This window comes from Streptomyces sp. S063, assembly GCF_002832675.1.
Classification (GTDB): domain Bacteria; phylum Actinomycetota; class Actinomycetes; order Streptomycetales; family Streptomycetaceae; genus Streptomyces; species Streptomyces sindenensis.
The window spans coordinates 2,787,049-2,802,620 of sequence record NZ_CP021707.1 but is presented as its reverse complement, the minus strand read 5'-3'; the positions used below and the strand labels follow the sequence as shown (position 1 = coordinate 2,802,620).

Below are 15,572 nucleotides of genomic sequence, written 5' to 3'. Positions count from 1 at the left end.
CCGGCCGCGCCGGACGCCCCCGCCGTGGCGACCGGCCGGGGAGGACCGCCGCACACAACGTTGAGGACAACGTTGGGGGCAACCGGGGACAACCGGTCGGCGGAGGTGTATACGCTCACCCCACACGTCCGACATACGCCTCCCAGGAGCAGCACATGCACGGCTACGGCCCCATGCCGCAGCAGCCGACGACATCGCGGCCGTCCCCGGCGACGCTCACGACGGTGCGCGTGATCCTCGTGGCGCTGACCGTGCTGAGCTGCGGCCTGTTGGGCTGGGCTCCGATGCTGCGGCTCGCGATCGTCACCCGCAAGCCGCGCGACTGGGCTCTGCTGGTGGTCGTGGTGGCCCTCAACGTCGGGCTGTTCATCTTCATCATGGCCACGCCGGACGACCCCGACCAGATGTCGGACGCGGCGGCGCTGCTCATGATGTTCTGGATCCTCGGCCTGCTGGCCGGGGTGATCACGTACTACCTGTACGCGGAGATACGGCACTACAACGCCCTCGGCGCCCCGGCCCCGTACGGCGCGCCCGCGCACCCGGCGCCCCCGCTCCCGTACCAGCAACAGCACCTCGCCCCACACCAGCAGCACCAGCAGCACCAGCCCCACCAGCACCAGCAGCCCAACCCGTACACCGCGCCGGCCCCGCCGCCCACCCCCAAGCCCGCACCGCAGCGCCTCGATCAGGTCCGGGCCGAGCTGGACGAGCTGAGCGACTACCTCCGTAAGGAGAACAGGGACGGCGAGGGCCGGTGAGCGGGCGGACCATCGCCGACCGCTACGAACTGGCCGCCATCCTCGGCCAGGGCGGTATGGGCCAGGTGTGGACGGCGTACGACCGGCGCCTCGACCGCCGCGTCGCCGTCAAACTGCTGCGCCCCGACCGCGTCGCCGGGCCCACCGGCAGCGACGCGGCCGACGAACTGCGCCGCCGGTTCGTCCGCGAGTGCCGGGTCACCGCACAGGTCGACCACCCCGGCCTGGTCACCGTCCACGACGCGGGCAGTGACGGTGACGACCTCTACCTCGTCATGCAGTACGTCGAGGGCGCCGACCTCGCCGACCATCTGGCCGAGCAGGACCCGTACCCCTGGCCGTGGGCCGTCGCGGTCGCCGCCCAGCTCTGCGCGGTCCTCTGCGCGGTGCACGCCGTGCCGATCGTCCACCGCGACCTCAAGCCCGGGAACGTGATGGTCCGCCCCGACGGCACGGTCACCGTGCTCGACCTGGGCGTCGCCTCCGTCCTCGACACCGACACCACCCGCCTCACGCACACCGGTTCGCCCATCGGTTCCCCGGCCTACATGGCCCCCGAGCAGGCGATGGGCGGCGCGGTCGGCCCGTACACCGACCTGTACGCCCTCGGGGTCCTCCTGCACGAACTCGTCAGCGGCGACGTGCCGTTCGCCGGGTCCACCGCGCTGGGCGTCCTGCACCGCCACCTCTACGAGGCCCCGGTCCCGGTCCGGCAGAAGCGCCCCGAGGCGCCCGTCGCGCTGGAGTCCCTCGTGCTGCGGCTGCTCGCCAAGGACCCGCAGGACCGGCCCGCCTCCGCGCAGGAGGTGTACGAGGAGCTGGCCCCGCTGCTGCCGAAGCACGGCACCCCGGCCGGGCCGCTCGACCCGACCCGCCCGTTCCTGCGGCCGCACGCCCCCTGGCCGGACCGGGCCGCCACCCCGGCCCCCGTGCCCGCCCCCGCCACCTTCGCCGCACCGCCGCCGCCCGCCTTCGCCACGACGCCGCCCCCGCACGGCGCCCCGCCGTCCTTCACCCCGCCCCCGGCCACCCCGGCCCGCCCCACCACTCCGCCGCCCGGCCGGCTGGACGTCGCCCGGGCCGTGGACGAGGTGAAGAAGCTGCTGGGCGAGGGCCGGATCACCCAGGCCGTGGACATCCTCGGCGCCACGCTCCCGGCCGCGGCCGCGGAGCACGGCGAGCACTCACCGGTCGTGCGCATCCTGCGCAAGCAGTACGCCGCCACGCTCATGGACGACGGCCAGTACCGCCGCGCCCTGCCCGAACTGCGCCGCCTCGCGGAGGACCGCACCGCGGAGGCGGGCCCGGCCGACACCCAGGCCCTCCAGTTCCGCTACGAAGCGGCCCAGTGCCTGGAACAGCTCGGCGAGGCCGGGGCCGCGCTGGTCGAGTACCGCGCGGTCCTCCCGTACTACGAGAACGCCTACGGGCCGATCACCTCCGACCCCGGCCGCGCCCTCGACATCCGGCACCGCATCGGACAACTGCTCCTGGCGGTCGGCGACCACACCGCGGGCCGGGCACAGCTCCAGACGCTGCTGCACGACGCCGAGCGCACCTACGGGCCGCACCACCCGCTGCCCATGGATCTGCGCCGCCTGCTCAGCCACCAGCGGGACGTCCGAGGCGGCTGACCGCGCCCCGGAGCACCGCCCTTCGCGGACCACATCCCCAACTCCTCCCGAATCGTTGGTCGAATCAGTGGCACAGGCCACATCCACTGCCTAACATCGATCACCGCAAGGCTTTGTGCACCGATGCACAAACTCTCCCCGGGAGGCTCCTTTGCACCGCCGTCGTCGCACCGCGCTCACCGTCCTCGCCGCAACACTCGTCGCCGCGCCCCTCCTGTCGGCCTGCGGCAACCAGGCCCACCCCGGCGCCGCGGCCGTCGTGGGCGGCGAGCGGATCGAGGTGTCGGCGGTCCAGGAGCGGGCCGCGGAGGTCCGCGCCGCCCAGGAGAGCTCCCCGCAGGCGGCCCAGCTGGTGAACAAGTCGGGCCAGCTGAACCGCGCGAAGCTGCACGGGCTGATCTTCGGCCGGATCCTCGACCGCGCCGCCGAGGACGCGGGGGTCACGGTCACCCGCAAGGAGATCCAGGAGATGCGGCGGGCCGGCCTCGCCCAGCAGGGCGGCGAGGAGCAGTTCGAGGCGATGATGCTCCAGCAGCGCTGGGTGGCCCCGGACCAGATCGACGCCGACATGCGCCAGGAGGTCCAGCTCCCGAAGCTGGCCCGGGCGCTCGGCGCGGACCTGGGCACGCCCGCGGGTCAGCAGGTCGTCGGCGAGGCCCTCACGAAGGCGTCGAAGGCCCTCGACATCGACGTCAACCCGCGCTTCGGCACCTGGGACGACCAGAAGATGCAGCTGGGCGACTACCGCGCGCCGTGGATCACCCAGCGCACGAAGTTCACCCCCGAGCAGCCGACGGAGGCCTGACCCCCCCGGCTGCGCAGGGCGGCCCGTCGGCTGCCCGCGGAGCCGGAGGTAGGTTCGCAGGGTGAACGCCGAAGCCCCCGACGCCTCCGTCGAGACCCCCGCCGACCCCGGCCGTATCGTCCTGCTCACCGCCAGCCACCGGGTCGCGCCCGGTCTGCTGTCCTGGCCGGCCTGGCAGACCCTGCACGCCGCCGACCGCGTCCTGTGCGCGGACCGGGACCAGCCGCAGCTGCCCTACCTCCGCGAGGCGGGCGTACACGTCGAACACGCCGCGCCCTCCGCGGACGAGCTGGTCGCGGACTGCGCGGGCGGCCGGACGGTCGTCGTTCTGACCGGCGGCGAGGGCAACGGCCCCCTCACCGACGGCCTGGCCCGCCTGGGCGGTTCGGGCCGGGTGGCCATGCCGGACCTGGAACTGCTCCCCGGCTCCTACGACCTGCCCGGCGCCCGCCTCCTCGACCTGGTCCAGGTCATGGACCGGATCCGCCGCACCTGCCCCTGGACCTCGCAGAAGACGCACCGGGGTCTCGCCAAGTACGCCATCGAGGAGGCGTACGAGCTGGTCGAGGCCATCGAGGACGGCGACCGGGACGAACTCCGTGAGGAGCTGGGCGACGTCCTCCTCCAGGTCGTCTTCCACGCCCGCATCGCCGAGGAGGACCCCGACGAGCCGTTCGCCATCGACGACGTGGCCGGCGGCCTCGTCGAGAAGCTGATCCACCGCCACCCGCACGTCTTCGGCGACGAGACCGCCGAGACCCCCGAGGACGTCCACGCGCACTGGCTGCGCACCAAGGCGATCGAGAAGCAGCGCACCTCGGTCACCGAGGGCGTCCCCCTCGGCCAGCCGGGCCTGGCCCTCGCCGCGAAGCTGGCGAGCCGAGTCCGCACGGCCGGACTCGACGTCCCCCTCCCGAACGGCGATCCCTCCGGCGACTCCATCGGCTACGACCTCCTCGCCCTGGCCGTCGCCGCCGAGGCGAACGGCACCGACCCGGAAGCCGCCCTGCGCGCGGCGGCACGCGCGTACCGCGACGCGATCGTGGCGGTGGAGGGCGGGGCGGGTTAGTACGGTGACCCCAGAGGCTTTACGAGGGGCGGGGGGCCGGGTGTGGCCGAGGACCGGGAAGCGCCGGACGGCACGGCGGTGGGCGTGGGCAACTCCGTCTCGGGGGGCGGCTTTCACGCGCCGGTCGTCCAGACCGGGACCCTCAACGGCGGTCTGCACACCTACTACGGGCAGCAGCCGCCCTCCGGCCTGCCCCCGGTCGCCGACTGGCCCCGGCTCGACGCGGCCGACCCGATCGCCTTCGGAGTGCGGCGTACCCGGCGCATCGGTGACGAGCCACCGCTGCCCCCGTACGTCGTGAGGGACAGCGATGCCGTGCTGGGGGAGCGGGTCCGCACCGCCGCCGGGTCCGGTGGGCTGGTCCTGGTGACCGGCGAGCCCCTGTCCGGGAAGAGCCGGACCGCCTGGGCGGCGATGCTCACGAACCTGCCGGGCACGACCCGCCTCCTCGCCCCCTCGGCCGGCACGGATCTGCGCGGCCTTCCCGCCGTGCTGCGCGGCCGGGGCGAGAACCGGTGCGTGATCTGGCTGGACGAGCTGGAGGGGCACCTCGGCGAACACGGCCTGACCCCGGCGCTCCTCGCCGAACTCGTCCGCCTGGGCGTCCCGGTGATCGCCACGATGAACGACGAGGGCTATGACGCCCACCGCTTCGGTGGACAGGTCCGCGCCCGGGTGCTGGCCGGTGTCGAGCCGGTGGAGCTCAGCTCGGACTGGACCGAGCCCGAGCTGCTGCGGCTGGAGGTCGGTTGCGGTGACCCCAGGCTGGAAGCTGCCAGCACCTGGCGCGATGGCGCTCGTGTCACCGAGTACCTCGCTCTCGCACCGGAGCTGTGGGACGAGTGGTGGCGGGCTCGCCGCCTGAACGCCCACCCGCACGGGCACTTGCTCGTCCGGACGGCCATCGACTTCGCCCGGTGCGGGACCGATGACGCGCCTGTTCCCTCGGCCGTCCTGCGTACAGCATGCGCCCTGTACGAGCAGGAAGCGGCGCGCGCGGCCAGGGAGCCGTTCGCGGACGCGCTCATGTGGGCCACGGCCATCCGGCTCGGAGTGGCCGGGATGCTGATCCCGGGGGAAGCCCCTGACACCTGGCGCGTTCACAGCTCGTTGTTCAGCGAGGCGGAGACCCGGCCGGGCACCCCGCCCGTACCGCTCGGTCTCTGGCTGCTCGCGATGGAGGCGATGCGCGAAGCCCCTCCCTACCTGGGCGTCGTGTTGGCCACGGCACAGATCGAGCTGGCCCCTCTGGCAGACGGGAATCCGGAGATCGGCCTCGTGCTCGGCCGCCTCCATGAAGCGACCGGGGAGGCCGAGTACGCCGAGAAGTGGTTCCGGCACTCCGCCGACGCGGGCGGCATCGAGGCCGCCGGCATCGTGGGGTCGATACTGGCCGACCGGGGAGAAGCCGTTCCCGCCATCATCTATCTGGAGCGCGCGGCCGAAGCCGGTGACGACGAGGCGCGCAGCGACCTCGCGCTTCTGCTCGCCGATCGCGCGGTCTACTGGCTGGACCGGTTGGGCGAGTCGGGCGACGAGGACGCGCGGGGGGCCGCAGACATGCTGCAGGCGCTCCTCAAGACCCCGCCCGATAACGTCAAGGCGTGAACGACAGCCCCGCCCCGAGCACCCCCGAGCCCCCCACCTGCCCGCACGCCACCCCGCACGAGGCCGCCCCGGCGGCCCCCGCCCCCGAACTCTTCACCTGGGAGTTCGCCTCCGACCCCTACCCCGCCTACGCGTGGCTCCGCGAGCACCGCCCCGTGCACCGCACCGCGCTCCCCAGCGGGGTCGAGGCCTGGCTCGTGACGCGGTACGGGGACGCCAGGCAGGCGCTCGCCGACGCGCGGCTCTCCAAGAACCCGGCCAACCACGCCGAATCGCCGCACGCCAAGGGGAAGACGGGGATTCCGGGGGAGCGGAAGGCGGAGCTGATGACGCATCTGCTCAATATCGATCCGCCGGACCACACCCGGCTGCGACGGCTCGTTTCCAAGGCGTTCACCCCGCGCCGGGTCGCGGAGTTCGCGCCCCGCGTGCAGGAGCTGACGGACCGGCTCATCGACGGGTTCATCGAGGAGGGGAAGGCCGATCTGATCCATGACTTCGCCTTCCCGCTCCCCATCTACGCCATCTGCGACCTGCTCGGCGTCCCGCGCGAGGACCAGGACGACTTCCGGGACTGGGCGGGCATGATGATCCGGCACGGCGGCGGGCCGCGCGGCGGGGTCGCCCGGTCGGTGAAGAAGATGCGCGGCTATCTCGCCGAACTCATCCACCGGAAGAGGGAGAATCCCGGCGACGACCTGATCTCCGGGCTGATCCGGGCCAGCGACCACGGCGAGCACCTCACCGAGAACGAGGCGGCCGCGATGGCGTTCATCCTTCTCTTCGCCGGGTTCGAGACGACCGTCAACCTGATCGGGAACGGGACGTACGCCCTGCTGCGCCACCCCGAGCAGCGGGCCGCGCTCCAGGCTTCCCTGGAGGCCGGCGAGAGCGCGCTGCCGGCGACCGGGCTGGAGGAGCTGCTCCGGTTCGACGGGCCGGTCGAGATGGCGACCTGGCGGTACGCCACCGAGCCGCTGACCCTGGGCGGCGAGGAGATCGCCGCCGGGGATCCCGTACTCGTGGTGCTCGCGGCGGCCGACCGCGACCCTGAGCGGTTCACGGATCCGGACACGCTGGACCTTGCACGGCGTGACAATCAGCACCTCGGCTACGGGCACGGCATTCACTACTGCCTGGGGGCGCCGCTGGCTCGGCTCGAAGGACAGACCGCGCTGGCGACCCTCCTGAGACGCCTTCCTGACCTGCGACTTGCGGCAGAACCTGCCGATTTGCGCTGGCGTGGCGGGCTCATCATGCGCGGACTGCGCACCCTTCCGGTCGAGTTCGAGCCGGGCAACCGGTCCGAAAAAAGTGACGCTCTGTCAACTCTGTGACTTTCACGTGATCTGCGCTGCATCGACTTGTGACACACGTTCGAGTCCCGCTAGGTTCACGGTTCGACGCGTCGGTCGCACGTTGCTCACGCGTCACTTGTGCGCCGCCGCAGGCACGGAATCCCGCTGCTCGGCGCTCAGGTCACTCGCTTGTCAGTCGCACGGAAGGCATACCCATGGGCTCCGCGAACGGCAGACACCGCCGCCCTCGCCAGGCACCCGCCATCGTCGTCGCCGCAGGGGTGACGGGATCGGCCATCGCCATCCCGCTGCTCGGGGCGAGCGGCGCGACCGCCGCCGAGGCCACCACCTGGGACCGGGTCGCGGAGTGCGAGAGCGGCGGAATGTGGAGCGCCGACCTCGGCAACGGCTACTACGGCGGGCTCCAGCTCTCGCAGGAGACCTGGTCGGCGTACGGCGGTACGGAGTTCGCGCCCCGTGCCGACCTCGCCAGCCGCTCCCAGCAGATCTCCGTCGCCGAGAAGGTCCTGGACGACCAGGGGCCCAAGGCGTGGCCGAGCTGTGCGGTGATCTCGGGTCTCGCGGTGGACGGCAGCCTCCCGGGCGTCGACCCGGGCACCTCGCCGGCCCCCGACCCGACGACCGCCCCGACGGACGAAGCGGATGCACCCGACGAAGCGGATGAATCCGGCAAGTCCGATGAATCTGATGAGTCCGGCAAGGGCGACAAGAGCAGCAAGGGCGACTCTGCGGACAAGGGGGGCAGTGGTGACGCGGAAAAGAGTGGTGAAGCCCCCGACTCGTCGGTGACGCCCACCGCTCCGCCGTCCTCCGGCGCCCCCGACGCCACGGACCCCTCCACCGCTCCCGACGCCTCGAAAGGCAAGGGCGGCAAGCACCGCGGCACCCCTGCGCCCGAGGGGGCCGAGTCGGGCCGGGAGGACGGCCCGCGCGGATCCGGCCGGCACGCCTCGCGCGGCGACGGTGACGCCCGGGACGGCGGTGCGGCGACCGCCGGCGCGTACACCGTGCAGCCCGGCGACAACCTCTGGGCGATCGCCAACGCCCAGGAGCTCCCCGGTGGCTGGACCGGCCTGTACGAGACCAACAAGGGCCTCCTGGGCTCCGACCCGGACCTGATCCTGCCCGGCCAGAACCTGGATCTGGGGCTCGACCGGGGCTCGGATCAGGGTGTCGGCCAGGATGTCGAGGAGCCCGCCGAGGCGCCTGCCGCCAACTGATCCAATTCGGGAAAAAGCCCCGAAAACAGAGGCAGTTAAGAGGCCTATGTCCACTTTGCGTAAGTGAGACATGGGTCTCTTTGCTTCAACTCGCACGCCCCTTCCGGCTCATTCGCACACATCGCCCCCGACCTGCGGAAACGGCCTGCCGGTTGCCGCGAGTTCGGGGCGATTGCCCCCTATGTCCATCTTTGAATGTCGGGGTTGCCTGTGTTTACGGTCTAACTGCTCGCACCGCGGGCCCCGTCGACCGTCACGCCGAATCCTGCCGTCGGTCGAAGGGAACAGACGCGTAAGCGCCGTAGGCAGGAGCGGGGGACCCAGGTAAGCCGCCGGGTCCGCACGGCCCCCTCCGCGGGGGCGTACGGGACCGGCTAGGGGTGAAGCCGTGCGCAAGGACGCACGGCCGGGCAACTCATCAGCCCGAACCCGACAGCTCACCTCGTAGGCGTCGGTGAGGAGATTCGTTCCATGCTGCTGAACAGCAAGGGCAAGCACCGCCGCCCGTCCAAGGCCGCCCGTATCGCCACCCTCGCCGGTGTCGCCGGTGCCGCCGTCGCCGTCCCGCTGATGGGCGCGACCAACGCTTCCGCCGCCTCCGTCGAGACCTGGGACGCCGTCGCCCAGTGCGAGTCCGGCGGCAACTGGTCCATCAACACCGGCAACGGCTACTACGGCGGACTGCAGTTCTCGCAGTCCAGCTGGGCCGCCGCCGGCGGTACGCAGTACGCCGCGCGCGCCGACCTGGCCTCCAAGGACCAGCAGATCGCCACCGCCGAGAAGCTTCTCGACATGCAGGGCCCGGGCGCCTGGGCCTGCGCCGGCGCCGGCGGCCTCACCAACGACGGTGTGGACCCGGGCGTGAACCCCGGCGGCTCCGGCCGGTCCGAGAGCAAGCCCGAGCAGGCGCAGCCCCAGCGCCAGGCCGAGCAGCCCACCACGCGCAGCGAGCAGCGCGAGGCCCCCAAGGCCGAGAGCAAGAAGACCGTCACCACCCCGACCGGCGAGAAGGTCGAGAAGGGCGACGGCGAGTACAAGGTCAAGGCCGGCGACACCCTGAGCAAGATCGCTCAGAAGGAAGGCGTCAAGGGCGGCTGGAGCAAGCTCTTCAAGCTCAACGACGACATCGTCAAGGACGCGGACCTGATCTTCCCGGGGCAGCAGCTCCACCTGAAGTAATCGCCGTCTCTCCTCCCCGGAGGAGCGGTGTCCGGCGGCACTTCTCCTCGCACGGCTTCCCGGCCCGGCGCGCTCTTCCCCCCAGCGCGCCGGGCCGGGTTCTTCGTGGACGGCGGGAGCCCGGGGGCCCGCATGCGTTCACCTCTTGTTGTTACCCCTCAGTAGATATCTAGAGTTCTGTCCCGCTATGCAGGCCCTCGGGTCCTTTTTCGTCCCAGGAGGCGGGCGGTCGGCCGACGGACGCGGCCGGGCCGGATAGGCTCGGGTCGCAAGGCCACAGTGACCCTGCACAACCAGTGTCAGATCCCAGAAGGAGATGCCTCGTGCCGTCCATCGACGTCGTCGTAGCCAGGGAAATCCTCGACTCCCGGGGGAACCCCACGGTCGAGGTCGAGGTCGGCCTCGACGACGGCAGCACGGGTCGTGCTGCCGTTCCGTCCGGCGCCTCCACCGGTGCGTTCGAGGCCATCGAGCTTCGCGACGGTGACCCCAACCGCTACCAGGGCAAGGGCGTCGAGAAGGCCGTCCTCGCCGTCATCGAGCAGATCGGCCCGGAGCTCGTCGGGTACGACGCCACCGAGCAGCGCCTCATCGACCAGGCGATGTTCGACCTGGACGCCACCGAGAACAAGGCCTCGCTCGGCGCGAACGCCATCCTCGGCGTCTCGCTGGCCGTCGCGCACGCCGCCTCCGAGGCGTCCGACCTGCCGCTCTTCCGCTACCTGGGCGGCCCGAACGCGCACCTGCTGCCCGTTCCGATGATGAACATCCTGAACGGCGGCTCGCACGCCGACTCCAACGTGGACATCCAGGAGTTCATGATCGCGCCGATCGGCGCGGAGTCCTTCTCCGAGGCCCTGCGCTGGGGCGCGGAGATCTACCACACGCTGAAGAAGGTCCTCAAGACCAAGGGCCTGTCCACCGGACTCGGCGACGAGGGCGGCTTCGCCCCGAACCTGGAGTCCAACCGCGCCGCCCTGGACCTCATCGTCGAGGCCATCAAGGAGGCCGGTTATGTCCCGGGCCGCGACATCGCGCTCGCGCTCGACGTCGCCGCGTCCGAGTTCTACAAGGACGGCGTCTACGAGTTCGAGGGCAAGTCCCGCTCGGCCGCCGAGATGACCGAGTACTACGAGGAGCTCGTCTCCGCGTACCCGCTGGTCTCCATCGAGGACCCGCTGTACGAGGACGACTGGGCCGGCTGGAAGGTCATCACCGACCGCATCGGCTCCAAGGTGCAGATCGTCGGCGACGACCTCTTCGTCACCAACCCCGAGCGCCTGGCCCGCGGCATCGAGGAGGGCTCCGCCAACGCCCTGCTCGTCAAGGTCAACCAGATCGGTTCGCTGACCGAGACCCTGGACGCCGTCGAGCTGGCCCAGCGCAACGGCTTCAAGTGCATGATGTCGCACCGCTCCGGCGAGACCGAGGACGTCACCATCGCCGACCTCGCCGTCGCCGTGAACTGCGGTCAGATCAAGACCGGCGCCCCGGCCCGCTCGGATCGCGTCGCCAAGTACAACCAGCTGCTGCGCATCGAGGAGATCCTCGACGACGCCGCGGTGTACGCGGGCCGCTCCGCCTTCCCGCGCTTCAAGGGCTGACCCGCAGCGCCAAGCCGGTGGCCTCCGCCCGTCCCCGCACCCGGTCCCGTACCGTGTGCGGGGACGGGCGTGCGTAACGGGGAGGCGGGGAGACATGGCCGGAAAGGACCGCGACCGGTTCTCCACCGCGACCAGGCTGCGGCTGCTCGGCGAGCAGACGGCGGCCCGCGTGTACCGGTCCCAGAACCGCCGCCAGGCCCGCCGCTCCCGGCTCACCGGCCGGGCCGCGTTCCTGGCGCTGGTGGTCTGCTCCCTGGTGGTGGCGCTCGCCTATCCGATGCGGCAGTACGTCTCCCAGCGCGACGAGATCGCCGAGCAGGAGCGGCTCTCGCAGGAGGCGGAGCGGCGCACCGAGGAGCTGCGGGACGAGAAGGCGCGGCTCCAGGACGACGCGTACATCATGCGTCTGGCCCGCCAGCACCTGCATTACGTATTTCCCGGGGAGACCGGCTACACCGTGGCCGACCCCGACGCGGCGAAGGACCGCCGGTCGGAGCCCGGGGCGAGCGACCGCCCCTGGCACTCCAACCTCTGGGACGGCGTCGACAGCGCCGACCGTGACGACCGCGACTGACCGACCCGCGCCCCCTCAACGAGCTTCGAGCAGAACCAAGGCAGGCATGGAAACGCCCCCTCCGCAGACCGAGTCCACCAAGCCCACCGACGCGGACATCGCCGCGTTCGAGCAGCAGCTCGGCCGCCCGCCGCGCGGTCTGCGCGCCATCGCGCACCGCTGCCCGTGCGGCAACCCGGACGTGGTGGAGACCCAGCCGCGTCTGGAGGACGGCACGCCGTTCCCGACGACGTACTACCTGACCTGCCCCCGGGCGGCCTCGGCGATCGGCACGCTGGAGGCCAACGGGGTCATGAAGGAGATGACGGCCCGTCTGGAGACCGACCCGGAGCTGGCGAAGGCCTACCGGGCCGCGCACGAGGACTACATCACCCGCCGCGACGCCATCGAGGTCCTGGAGGGCTTCCCGAGCGCGGGCGGCATGCCGGACCGGGTGAAGTGCCTCCACGTACTGGTCGGCCATTCGCTGGCCGCGGGCCCCGGGGTGAACCCGCTGGGCGACGAGGCCATCGCGATGCTGCCCGAGTGGTGGGCCAAGGGGCCGTGCGTCGCGCCGTGCGTGCCGACGGGCGAGGATGACGGCTGGACGGTGGACGACGGCGACGAGGGCCACTTCGCCTTCCGCCCGCTCGACGGCCCCGCCGACGGGCAGGGCGCGTGACCAGGGTCGCGGCCGTCGACTGCGGCACCAACTCCATCCGGCTCCTCGTCGCCGACGTGGACCCCGCGACCGGCTCCTTCACCGAGCTGGACCGGCGGATGACGATCGTCCGCCTCGGCCAGGGCGTCGACGAGACCGGCCGGCTCGCCCCCGAGGCGCTGGAGCGGACGTTCGCGGCCTGTCGCGCGTACGCCGCGGCTATCGAGGAGCTGGGCGCGGAGCGGATCCGCTTCGTCGCGACCTCCGCCTCCCGCGACGCCGAGAACAGCGCCGAGTTCGTGGCCGGGGTGCGGGACATCCTGGGCGTCGAGCCCGAGGTGATCACCGGCGACCAGGAGGCCCAGCTCTCCTTCGACGGGGCCACCAGGGAACTGGCCGGCAGCGACCATCTGGCGAAGCCGTATCTGGTCGTCGACATCGGCGGCGGCTCCACCGAGTTCGTCCTCGGCTCGGACGAGGTGGAGGCGGCCCGGTCCGTCGACATCGGCTGTGTACGGATGACGGAGCGTCACCTCGTGGTGGACGGGGCCGTCATGGACCCGCCGAGCCACGAGCGGGCCGCCGCGATCCGCGCGGACATCGACGCCGCCCTCGACGTCGCCGAGCGGACCGTGCCGCTCACCGGGGCGGGCACGCTCGTCGGCCTCGCGGGCACCGTCACCACGATCGCCGGGATCGCGCTGGAGCTGGAGGCGTACGACCCCAAGGCCATCCACCACGCCCGCGTCTCCCGTGGCCAGGTCCGCGCGATCACCGAACATCTGCTGCGCTCGACGCACGAGGAGCGCGCCGCGCTCCCCGTGATGCACCCGGGCCGGGTCGACGTGATCGGGGCCGGGGCGCTCGTCCTGCTCGGGGTGATGGAGCGGACGGGGGCCCACGAGGTCGTCGTGAGTGAACACGACATCCTGGACGGTATCGCCTTCAAAGCGGCAGAAGGCGGACCGTTCGGCGGCTGACACCGGCGATGCCCGACGGCATCGCGTGGAGTGCGGCGGGCTGCCCGGCGCCGCTCGATCGCTCCGTCACCTGCACCTTTGAGCCGCCCACCGGTCCCGGTGGGCGGCTCGGCGGCTCTCTTTCGAGATGTGCCGCGAGAAAGTTCGTGAACTTCTTCACAAGGAATGGGGTCCTGTTGGGCGCGGTTCGCGTCCCGTACGCCCCACCGGGGCGCCCTCGGGGCCGCGGCGGAGTGTCGCGGGCGCGTTTCGAGGGTGGTGCGCTCGGAGGGAAAGGGGCGGTGGTTCACCCCGCCCGAAGGGCCAAGGGCCAGCTCACAAGCGGTGAACAACGTTTCCCGCGGCGCCGTGGTTCCCTTTCGTACCCATGACCTGGGTCACGTGGGCGGCGAAGTGTAGCAGAGGGTCGGTCAATCCTTGTGAAGGGGCTCACGAGCACCCCCCTGGGGCGGGGTGGATACTCGATGGCATGAGCACCACGGAGCGTCCCAGGATCCTCGTTGTAGGCGGTGGGTACGTAGGCCTGTACGCAGCTCGTCGCATTCTGAAGAAGATGCGATACGGAGAGGCGACCGTCACGGTCGTCGACCCGCGGTCGTACATGACGTACCAGCCCTTCCTCCCCGAAGCTGCCGCCGGCAGCATCTCGCCTCGGCATGTCGTCGTCCCGCTGCGACGCGTGCTGCCCAAGGCTGAGGTTCTCACCGGTCGTGTCACGACCATCGACCAGGACCGCAAGGTCGCCACGGTCGCGCCGCTCGTCGGCGAGGCCTACGAGCTGCCCTTCGACTACCTGGTCATCGCGATGGGCGCGGTCTCCCGCACCTTCCCGATCCCCGGTCTCGCCGAGCAGGGCATCGGCATGAAGGGCATCGAGGAGTCCATCGGCCTGCGCAACCACGTCCTGGAGCAGCTGGACAAGGCCGACTCCACGACCGACGAGGACGTCCGCCGCAAGGCGCTGACGTTCGTCTTCGTGGGCGGCGGGTTCGCCGGTGCGGAGACCATCGGCGAGGTCGAGGACATGGCCCGCGACGCGGCGAAGTACTACACGAACGTGAAGCGCGAGGACATGCGCTTCATCCTCGTCGACGCCGCCGACAAGATCCTTCCCGAGGTCGGCCCGAAGCTGGGCGCCTACGGCAAGGAGCACCTGGAGAGCCGCGGCGTGGAGATCTACCTCTCCACCTCCATGGACTCCTGTGTCGACGGCCACGTGGTCCTGAAGAACGGACTGGAGGTCGACTCCAGCACCATCGTGTGGACCGCCGGTGTGAAGCCGAACCCGGCGCTGGCACGCTTCGGCCTGCCGCTCGGCCCCCGCGGCCACGTGGACACCTCCGAGAAGCTCCAGGTGCAGGGCACCGACTACATCTGGGCCGCGGGCGACAACGCCCAGGTGCCGGACATGGTCGGCCGCCGCGCCGGCAACCCGAACGCCTGGTGCCCGCCCAACGCCCAGCACGCGCTGCGGCAGGCGAAGGTCCTCGGCGACAACGTGATCTCCGGCATGCGGGGCTTCCCGCAGAAGGAGTACAGCCACGCCAACAAGGGTGCGGTCGCCGGTCTCGGCCTGCACAAGGGCGTCGCGATGATCGTCATGGGCAAGGTGAAGATCAAGCTCAAGGGCCGTCTCGCCTGGTACATGCACCGCGGCTACCACGGTCTGGCCATGCCGACCTGGAACCGCAAGATCCGCATCTTCGCCGACTGGACGCTGGCGATGTTCCTCAAGCGCGAGGTCGTCTCGCTCGGCGCCATGGAGACGCCGCGCGAGGAGTTCTACGAGGCCGCCAAGCCGGCCCCGGCTCCGGCCGCCGCCAAGTCCGAGGGCGAGAAGGCCAAGGCCTCCTGACCCTCCGCGGGCCCGCTCCGCGAGGAGCGCTCCGTACGACGCCCGAAGGGGCCGTCCGCCATCCGTGGTGCGGACGGCCCCTTCGGCGTATCCGGGCGCGGATCCGGGCGCGGGACCGGTGGGCGGCGGTGGTCCGGCCCCGCCCGTGTGAGTGGGGCGTACACGTGCTTTGCCCATGCATTGCCCGGTAGCGGGATGACGGAGTGTGCGGGAAGAGTTGACGCAGGTGTGCCTCGCGACGGCGCCCGGGGTGTCGCGGCGGGGTCTACGAGCATGTCTGTTGCCTGTTGTTCCTGTTGTGCTTGCTGTGCTTGTCGGGGAAAC

General features: G+C 71.6%; 13 protein-coding genes and 1 riboswitch. All 13 genes read left to right on the top strand.

The window, feature by feature from the left end; all coding sequences use genetic code 11:
- Nucleotides 1-155: 155 nt before the first annotated feature.
- The 13 genes from CCZ36_RS12605 to CCZ36_RS12545 all read left to right on the top strand — a co-directional run bounded on the left by CCZ36_RS12605 (nucleotide 156) and on the right by CCZ36_RS12545 (nucleotide 15,248).
- Nucleotides 156-761 carry a hypothetical protein gene (locus tag CCZ36_RS12605; RefSeq protein WP_128817667.1) on the top strand — a complete coding sequence of 202 codons (606 nt, stop codon included), beginning with the start codon at nucleotides 156-158 and terminating at the stop codon, nucleotides 759-761.
- Between the two features lie 56 nt (nucleotides 762-817).
- On the top strand, nucleotides 818-2,395 hold the full coding sequence (locus tag CCZ36_RS12600) for a serine/threonine-protein kinase (RefSeq protein WP_237302831.1): 1,578 nt from the start codon (nucleotides 818-820) through the stop codon (nucleotides 2,393-2,395).
- Between the two features lie 151 nt (nucleotides 2,396-2,546).
- On the top strand, nucleotides 2,547-3,200 hold the full coding sequence (locus CCZ36_RS12595) for a SurA N-terminal domain-containing protein (RefSeq protein WP_069737381.1): 654 nt from the start codon (nucleotides 2,547-2,549) through the stop codon (nucleotides 3,198-3,200).
- A gap of 61 nt (nucleotides 3,201-3,261) precedes the next feature.
- A complete protein-coding gene (locus tag CCZ36_RS12590) occupies nucleotides 3,262-4,269 on the top strand; it encodes a nucleoside triphosphate pyrophosphohydrolase (protein WP_069737382.1) in 1,008 nt (335 codons plus the stop codon).
- A gap of 42 nt (nucleotides 4,270-4,311) precedes the next feature.
- Nucleotides 4,312-5,877 carry a sel1 repeat family protein gene (locus tag CCZ36_RS12585; protein WP_128817665.1) on the top strand — a complete coding sequence of 522 codons (1,566 nt, stop codon included), beginning with the start codon at nucleotides 4,312-4,314 and terminating at the stop codon, nucleotides 5,875-5,877.
- Nucleotides 5,874-7,214: a cytochrome P450 family protein gene (locus CCZ36_RS12580; protein ID WP_069737384.1), complete on the top strand. Its 1,341-nt coding sequence runs from the start codon at nucleotides 5,874-5,876 to the stop codon at nucleotides 7,212-7,214. The genes CCZ36_RS12585 and CCZ36_RS12580 overlap by 4 nt, the downstream gene beginning before the upstream one ends.
- Before the next feature lie 176 nt (nucleotides 7,215-7,390).
- Nucleotides 7,391-8,416, top strand: a complete 1,026-nt coding sequence (locus tag CCZ36_RS12575) for a transglycosylase family protein (RefSeq protein WP_128817664.1) — start codon at nucleotides 7,391-7,393, stop codon at nucleotides 8,414-8,416.
- 287 nt (nucleotides 8,417-8,703) lie between these two features.
- Nucleotides 8,704-8,882: riboswitch (cyclic di-AMP (ydaO/yuaA leader) on the top strand.
- A gap of 5 nt (nucleotides 8,883-8,887) precedes the next feature.
- Nucleotides 8,888-9,595, top strand: coding sequence for a transglycosylase family protein (locus tag CCZ36_RS12570; RefSeq protein ID WP_069737386.1), 708 nt, complete (start codon nucleotides 8,888-8,890; stop codon nucleotides 9,593-9,595).
- Nucleotides 9,596-9,918: 323 nt separating this feature from the next.
- Nucleotides 9,919-11,199 (top strand): phosphopyruvate hydratase, encoded by a 1,281-nt coding sequence (eno, locus tag CCZ36_RS12565; protein ID WP_006125111.1) that lies wholly within the window; start codon nucleotides 9,919-9,921, stop codon nucleotides 11,197-11,199.
- A gap of 94 nt (nucleotides 11,200-11,293) precedes the next feature.
- Nucleotides 11,294-11,773 (top strand): FtsB family cell division protein, encoded by a 480-nt coding sequence (locus CCZ36_RS12560; protein WP_069743120.1) that lies wholly within the window; start codon nucleotides 11,294-11,296, stop codon nucleotides 11,771-11,773.
- A 46-nt stretch (nucleotides 11,774-11,819) separates the two neighbouring features.
- Complete coding sequence (locus CCZ36_RS12555) at nucleotides 11,820-12,434, top strand: DUF501 domain-containing protein (protein WP_128817663.1); 615 nt, start codon at nucleotides 11,820-11,822, stop codon at nucleotides 12,432-12,434.
- Nucleotides 12,431-13,393 (top strand): Ppx/GppA phosphatase family protein, encoded by a 963-nt coding sequence (locus CCZ36_RS12550; protein ID WP_069737389.1) that lies wholly within the window; start codon nucleotides 12,431-12,433, stop codon nucleotides 13,391-13,393. The genes CCZ36_RS12555 and CCZ36_RS12550 overlap by 4 nt, the downstream gene beginning before the upstream one ends.
- 469 nt (nucleotides 13,394-13,862) lie before the next feature.
- Nucleotides 13,863-15,248, top strand: a complete 1,386-nt coding sequence (locus tag CCZ36_RS12545; protein ID WP_079134182.1) for an NAD(P)/FAD-dependent oxidoreductase — start codon at nucleotides 13,863-13,865, stop codon at nucleotides 15,246-15,248.
- The last annotated feature ends 324 nt before the right edge of the window (nucleotides 15,249-15,572 follow it).

Coding starts and splice junctions, on each gene's coding strand:
- CCZ36_RS12575 (WP_128817664.1), top strand. CDS start 7,391: ATGGGCTCCGCGAACGGCAGACACCGCCGCCCTCGCCAGGCACCCGCC.
- CCZ36_RS12570 (WP_069737386.1), top strand. CDS start 8,888: ATGCTGCTGAACAGCAAGGGCAAGCACCGCCGCCCGTCCAAGGCCGCC.
- CCZ36_RS12600 (WP_237302831.1), top strand. CDS start 818: ATGGGCCAGGTGTGGACGGCGTACGACCGGCGCCTCGACCGCCGCGTC.
- CCZ36_RS12560 (WP_069743120.1), top strand. CDS start 11,294: ATGGCCGGAAAGGACCGCGACCGGTTCTCCACCGCGACCAGGCTGCGG.
- CCZ36_RS12605 (WP_128817667.1), top strand. CDS start 156: ATGCACGGCTACGGCCCCATGCCGCAGCAGCCGACGACATCGCGGCCG.
- CCZ36_RS12555 (WP_128817663.1), top strand. CDS start 11,820: ATGGAAACGCCCCCTCCGCAGACCGAGTCCACCAAGCCCACCGACGCG.
- CCZ36_RS12545 (WP_079134182.1), top strand. CDS start 13,863: ATGAGCACCACGGAGCGTCCCAGGATCCTCGTTGTAGGCGGTGGGTAC.